Origin of the sequence: Nocardia sp. NPDC046473, from assembly GCF_040645995.1 — a bacterium.
In the GTDB taxonomy this organism is placed as follows: domain Bacteria; phylum Actinomycetota; class Actinomycetes; order Mycobacteriales; family Mycobacteriaceae; genus Nocardia.
In genome coordinates, this window is sequence record NZ_JBEYZJ010000003.1 from 919,346 (window position 1) to 925,579 (window position 6,234).

5 protein-coding genes are annotated in these 6,234 nt (G+C 66.5%); 2 read left to right on the forward strand and 3 right to left on the reverse strand.

Annotated features, from left to right (window positions below):
- Nucleotides 1-204: 204 nt before the first annotated feature.
- From sucD to ABZ942_RS14400, 3 genes are all read right to left on the reverse strand, one after another.
- Nucleotides 205-1,119, reverse strand: a complete 915-nt coding sequence (sucD, locus tag ABZ942_RS14390) for a succinate--CoA ligase subunit alpha (RefSeq protein WP_357381818.1) — start codon at nucleotides 1,117-1,119, stop codon at nucleotides 205-207.
- Nucleotides 1,120-1,130: 11 nt separating this feature from the next.
- The gene (gene sucC / locus ABZ942_RS14395) at nucleotides 1,131-2,297 is read right to left on the reverse strand and encodes an ADP-forming succinate--CoA ligase subunit beta (protein WP_357381819.1); all 1,167 of its coding nucleotides are present in this window, start codon (nucleotides 2,295-2,297) and stop codon (nucleotides 1,131-1,133) included.
- A 393-nt stretch (nucleotides 2,298-2,690) separates the two neighbouring features.
- On the reverse strand, nucleotides 2,691-2,828 hold the full coding sequence (locus ABZ942_RS14400) for a hypothetical protein (RefSeq protein WP_357381821.1): 138 nt from the start codon (nucleotides 2,826-2,828) through the stop codon (nucleotides 2,691-2,693).
- Between the two features lie 15 nt (nucleotides 2,829-2,843).
- Here ABZ942_RS14400 and ABZ942_RS14405 point away from each other — a divergent pair, with 15 nt between their 5' ends.
- Nucleotides 2,844-4,040, forward strand: coding sequence for a M23 family metallopeptidase (locus ABZ942_RS14405; RefSeq protein WP_357381823.1), 1,197 nt, complete (start codon nucleotides 2,844-2,846; stop codon nucleotides 4,038-4,040).
- A 440-nt stretch (nucleotides 4,041-4,480) separates the two neighbouring features.
- Nucleotides 4,481-5,860, forward strand: coding sequence for a DUF1731 domain-containing protein (locus ABZ942_RS14410; protein WP_357381825.1), 1,380 nt, complete (start codon nucleotides 4,481-4,483; stop codon nucleotides 5,858-5,860).
- Nucleotides 5,861-6,234 lie beyond the last annotated feature (374 nt).

Consider the following 6,234-nt stretch of genomic DNA (forward strand, 5'->3'; position numbering starts at 1 on the left):
CGCTCGGCCGCTGCCCAGGCTGAGCCCGCCGCCGCACATGACGAAGGCCGCCCTCCCGAACCAAGGGCGGCCTTCGTTTCGCGATCAGCACCGAGACATGACGAAGGCCGCCTTCCGATTCGGAAAGCGGCCTCGGTCATTCCTGCGGATCAGGCCCGCCTCGTCCCCATCGCCACCCGCAACGGAGACGCTGCGCGTCGCTTGTCAGACCTCTACGCTTGCCTTTTCCAGGATCTCGCGAGCCAGCGCGGCGGTCTCGGACGGCGTCTTGCCGACCTTCACGCCCGCCGCTTCCAGCGCGTCCTTCTTCGCCTGGGCGGTGCCCGCCGAGCCGGACACGATGGCGCCGGCGTGGCCCATGGTCTTGCCCTCGGGGGCGGTGAAGCCCGCGACGTAGCCGACGACCGGCTTGGTGACGTTGGCCTTGATGTAGGCCGCGGCCCGCTCCTCGGCGTCGCCGCCGATCTCGCCGATCATCACGATCAGCTTGGTCTCGGGATCCTTCTCGAACGCCTCGATGGCGTCGATGTGGGTGGTGCCGATGACCGGGTCGCCGCCGATGCCGATGGCGGTGGAGAAGCCGAAGTCACGCAGTTCGTACATCATCTGGTAGGTCAGCGTGCCGGACTTGGAGACCAGGCCGACCGGGCCCTTGCCGGTGATGTTGGCCGGGGTGATGCCGACCAGCGCCTCGCCGGGGGTGATGATGCCGGGGCAGTTCGGGCCGATGATCCGGGTCTTGCTGCCCTTCTCCACGTTGTAGGCCCACGCGTAGGCGGTGTCCTGCACCGGGATGCCCTCGGTGATGACCACGAGCAGCGGGATCTCCGCGTCGATGGCCTCGATGATGGCGTCCTTGGCGAACTTCGGCGGCACGAACGCGATGGAGACGTCGGCGCCGGTCTCCTTGATGGCCTCGGCCACGGTGCCGTACACCGGCAGCTCGACCGCGTTGCCGTCTTTGTCGGTGTGCGCGACGGTGGTGCCCGCCTTGCGCGCGTTGACGCCGCCGACGACCTGGCTGCCTGCCTTCAGCATCAGCGCGGTGTGCTTGGTGCCCTCGCCGCCGGTGATGCCCTGAACGATGACCTTCGAGTCTTTGTTGAGGAAGATAGACATTTCCGGATTCCTTACTTGGCCGCTGCCAGTTCGGCGGCCTTGTCGGCGCCTTCGTCCATTGTCTGCGCAAGCGTGATCAGCGGGTGCGCGGCATCGACCAGAATCTGACGACCCTCGTCCACCTTGTTGCCGTCGAGACGGACGACCAGCGGCTTGTTCGCCTCGGCGCCGAGGATCTCCAGCGCCTTGACGATGCCGTTGGCGACCGCGTCACAGGCGGTGATGCCACCGAAGACGTTCACGAACACGCTCTTGACCTGCGAGTCACCCAGGATGACGTCGAGGCCGGCGGCCATCACCTCGGCCGAGGCGCCGCCACCGATGTCGAGGAAGTTGGCGGGCTTGACGCCGTTGTGGTTCTCGCCCGCGTAGGCGACCACGTCGAGGGTCGACATGACCAGACCGGCACCGTTACCGATGATGCCGACCTCACCGTCGAGCTTGACATAGTTGAGGTCGTTCTCCTTGGCCTTGAGCTCCAAGGGATCGGTCGCGTCCTTGTCCGCGAAGGCCTCGTGATCCGGGTGCCGGAACTCGGCGTTCTCGTCCAGGGTGACCTTGCCGTCGAGGGCGAGGATCTCGTCCTGCGGGGTGCGCACGAGCGGGTTGACCTCCACCAGGGTGGCGTCCTCCTTGACGAACACCTCCCACAGCTTCTGGATGGTCACGGCCGCGGCGTCGAGCACGTCGGCCGGGAGGTGGCCCTGCTCGGCGATCGAGCGGGCGAAAGCGAGGTCGACACCCTTGACGGCGTCGACGGCGACCTTGGCGAGGCGCTCCGGCTTGGTGGCGGCGACCTCTTCGATCTCCATGCCGCCTTCCACCGAGCACATGGCCAGGTAGGTGCGGTTCGACCGGTCGAGCAGGAAGGAGATGTAGTACTCCTCCGCGATGTCCTTGGCTTCGGCGACAAGGACCTTCTTGGTGATGTGGCCCTTGATGTCCAGGCCGAGGATGTTCTGCGCGTGCGTGAACGCGTCGTCCGGGGTGGCGGCGTACTTGACGCCACCCGCCTTGCCGCGGCCACCGGCCTTGACCTGAGCCTTGACCATCACCGGCTTGCCGATTTCCTCCGCGATGGCGCGGGCGTCCTCGGCCGTGTCCGTGACGCGGCCCTCGGACGAAGGCACTCCGTGCTTAACGAAGAGCTCCTTCGCCTGATATTCGAAGAGATCCATGTACTCACCGTCTCGTCTGCGTTGTGATGACAACGTCTTTGTTGGCGGCCCGACGTCGGAAGCGGGTCGGGTCGGACTCTAATCAGTCACATGGACGGCCAATCGGCCACGTTCATCCTAAGTGGCGCAGGTCACGGGCTAATACGCGTGGCGGGAAAACCCCTGGCCAACGCTACTCATCAGTAGGTTGTTGACACCTCACCAGGTAGAGCGTCAGAACCCACGGACACGGCTGGATCTACTACGGAATGTCGTGGATGCACCCGCCTCGCGTGCCCAATGCACAGATAGATATTCCGTGGTGTTACCGTGATCAATCTCACATGTTCAGCCAGATGGGCCGCAGCGCTTGCGGACCCTGCAATCGTTTCGTTACCGTCATTGCGGTCGATGTCACAGCACGGTCACGACTAGGAGGACGGCAAGCTTGACGCAGCACAGCACTCCGCAGATGGAGAGCCGTTCCGCAGACGACTCGTCGACGCCACTGATCAGCTGGCCGCTCGGCCCCGCGAACATCTCCCGCTTCACGATGTGGCACCGCCGATGAACTATCGCTCCGCCCTTATTCCTGAACATCGCGCTCAGCCCGGACAGCGTTATCGCAACGATGACGACGCGTTCGGCGCGCAGGCCGCGCACGGCCGGTCGGCCGGCCCCTCGGTGGATAGACAGCGGAACTCGCTGTACAACGCCGCGCCCGCCAGGCCGCAGGACGACTACAGCGCGCCGCGCGCCGACTACGGCAACGCGGCACCCGACACCGGATACCAGCCCGGCCCCGACAACTCCTGGACCGCGAACGACTCGTGGTCCCAGCAGGATTCGTGGGCCCCGCAGGACTCCTGGTCCGATGGTGGCGCCTGGAATGCGGGCGACGCCTGGGCCGAGAACGACTACCAGGCACCCGAAGACGGCGCCTGGGCCGCGGAAGAGTCCTGGGCGCCCGACACCGGGACGGACATCCCGGTCGCCCCCGCCGTCATCCCCGCTCGCCGCACCGGCAAGCGCGGTGGCGCACACCGGCTCCCCGCACCGCCCGCCGCCCTCAAGGGTCGTGCCGCGGTCGCCGCGGTCGCCGCGGGCGCGGTCGTCGCCGCCGGACAGGCCGCGTTCGCCTCACCCGAGCAGCCGTCCCAGTCCGTCGACTACGAGGCCGCCGGGCAGATCCACGAGATCGCCGCGCAGTCCGTCAGCCTGGCCGACCCCACCGCATCGCCGGAATCGCCTCAGGTCCTGAATGTTTCGGGCGCCACCAACGTCGGCGATTTCAACGACATCCTGCAAAAGGGCCAGAAGTACGCGAACGATCTGGCCGCCCAGGAAGCCGCGAAGCTGCGCCCGCTGTTCACCAAGTTCGCGGCAGGCACCTTCACCTCCGGCTACGGCGCCCGCTGGGGCGTCCAGCACCTCGGTGTCGACATCGCGGGCCCCATCGGCACCCCGATCGTCGCCGTCGCCGACGGCACCGTGATCGAGGCGGGCCCCGCCGCAGGCTTCGGCATGTGGGTCCGGCTGCTGCACGACGACGGCACCGTCACCATCTACGGCCACATCGACACCGCCACGGTGTCCCAGGGGCAGCGCGTGATGGCGGGCGACCAGATCGCCACGATCGGCAACCGCGGCTTCTCGACCGGGCCGCACTGCCACTTCGAGGTGTGGTTGAACGGGTCGGACAAGATCGACCCGCTGCCCTGGCTGGCGACTCGCGGCATCAGCCTCGGCGTCGAGCGCGACTGAGCTGTCCCCGCCTCCGGGGCAGGGTTCGACGGGCAAAGGGCAGGCAGGGTCAGACAAGCATTCCGGTAGATCTTGGTTGCGCCTTCGACAAGCACGAACACTGCTTCGCACACGAGCTTGGTTTGCGCTCAGCGGCCAGGCGGCCGGTGGGTGTGCGGAGTATCAACGCCCCTGCGTGAAGGGGCCAACACGTGAGGTGAACAAACAGACCGGCTGCGTCTTCGTGGCGGGATCGCTTGTTCGCAGACACCTTGATTCCTCGCATAGGAACTAGCCGCTGCCGGTGTGTGAAGAATCAAGCGGGTGTACGAAGCACATCGATCGTCGAGGCGCACACCAGCGTGAGCTGAGTTCACGCATTCCGGTCCTGGTGTCGGGACACCCGGCAGGTGACGAGGCGCACGGTTCGTCGGCGCTGGTCAGGGACTAGCGTCATCGATATGGCACGTACAACGTCGTACACCCAGTTCATTGCGCTTCCAACGAAACTCGTGTGGGAGGTGGTGGCGGATCCGACGCGGTGGGCGGAATGGAATCCGGGCGTCACCTCAGTTCGGCTGCACGGGCCGGTCGCGGTGGGCACCACGGGTGACTACCTGCCTAGGGGGCGGGTCTTCGAGACATTGCATGGACGGACGGCGCCGCCGTTCGTCGTCAGCACGCTGGTTCCCGGGCGGGAACTGAGCATCGAGCAGCCGGAACCGGTGGGACGGATGCGGCTGACGTGGACATTGACGCCGCGCGACGGCGGCACCGAGATCACCCAGCGCCTCACGTTCACCGGGCCGTCGGCGCCGATCGCCAGGATGGTGGTCGGGCCACTGCTGGAAACCGACGCTCGCGTCACCTTCGCCCGGCTGGCCCAGGTAGCCGGAATCGAACCGGCCGCGAAGGCACTGACTATCGTAATCGCCGGTGGCACCGGAGCATTGGGCAAGCACGTCGCCGCCGACCTGACGTGCCGCGGGCATCGGGTGACGATTCTCACCCGGCGACGCGACGCCGGACTGCCGTTCAACCAAGTGGAGTGGGACGGTAGATCGGTGGGCAATTGGGTTGCTGCCCTGCGCAATCCGGGTCAGACTGCGATCATCAACCTGGCAGGAAAGCTGGTCGACTGCCGACCGAGCAAACGCAATGTCGACGAATTGCGGCGCAGCCGAGTGGATTCCACCCGCGCACTGGTCGACGCGGCGGCCACCCTGGACGCGCCCATCGACTACTGGGTACAGGCCAGCACCACCGCGATCTGGTCGGACGCAGGCGAAACCCGTTGTGTCGAAACAACTCCGCTGCCGGCGGGACTGCCGCAGATGACCGGGGTGGCCGAACCGTGGGAGCGGGCGTTCGACGACGCCAAAACCACCCACTCGACCATCCTGCGCACCTCGATCGTCCTCGACCCACAAGCTCCCGCACTGAAACGCCTGGGCCAGTTGACCAGAGCGGGCCTCGGCGGCCGCGTCGGCCCCGGCGACCAGTGGTTCAGCTGGATCCACGTCGAGGACTGGCTGTCCATCGTGCGCGCCGCCCTCGGCCTCGACCCCCAGGTCACCCTGCCGGACGGAATCCTGGTGGCCGCCACCGACTTCCCGGTCCGCAACCGAGAACTGATGGCCGCCCTACGCACCCACCTACACCGCCCACCGGCCCCACCAACCCCCACCACAATCCTGAGATTCGGCGCAGTCTTCCTCCGCACCGACCCAGCCCTCGCCCTAACCGGCCGCCACGCCACCTCAGAAGTCCTCCGCGCAGCCAACTTCACCTTCCGCTACCCAACCCTGAACGAGGCCTTGACCGACCTCCTCCCCCACTGACCCCCTCCCCGCCCGTCATCAGCAAGACCCGCAACACTTCTCGGAATCCACACCCGCTCCCAACTCCCCAAGCAACTGCAGATCCCGAGAAGCAGTGCAAACCCCAACAATGACAGCCCGATCACCGAACCAAAACCAAGCTGCTCACCCTTTGCGTAACCCGCTCACTCTGTATACCTGGTGAGCAGGTCACACAAAGAGTGAGCGGCCGCCAATCCCCCACGCGGACAGCAGAATCCGCACCCCGTGTCGGGGTTGTGCACCCGGATTAGTGCCAGTGCCGGGCGGATTCCGAGAGAGGATGCGGATCCGTGGTCGAAACCGGATACAGCACCCGCCACGAATGCTCAGCACCCCCACCGCACCCAGCCGAA

What these genes read in the sequence shown, in the direction of transcription:
- sucC (WP_357381819.1), bottom strand. Translation starts at nt 2,297, where the DNA reads ATGGATCTCTTCGAATATCAGGCGAAGGAGCTCTTCGTTAAGCACGGA.
- ABZ942_RS14410 (WP_357381825.1), top strand. Translation starts at nt 4,481, where the DNA reads ATGGCACGTACAACGTCGTACACCCAGTTCATTGCGCTTCCAACGAAA.
- ABZ942_RS14405 (WP_357381823.1), top strand. Translation starts at nt 2,844, where the DNA reads ATGAACTATCGCTCCGCCCTTATTCCTGAACATCGCGCTCAGCCCGGA.
- sucD (WP_357381818.1), bottom strand. Translation starts at nt 1,119, where the DNA reads ATGTCTATCTTCCTCAACAAAGACTCGAAGGTCATCGTTCAGGGCATC.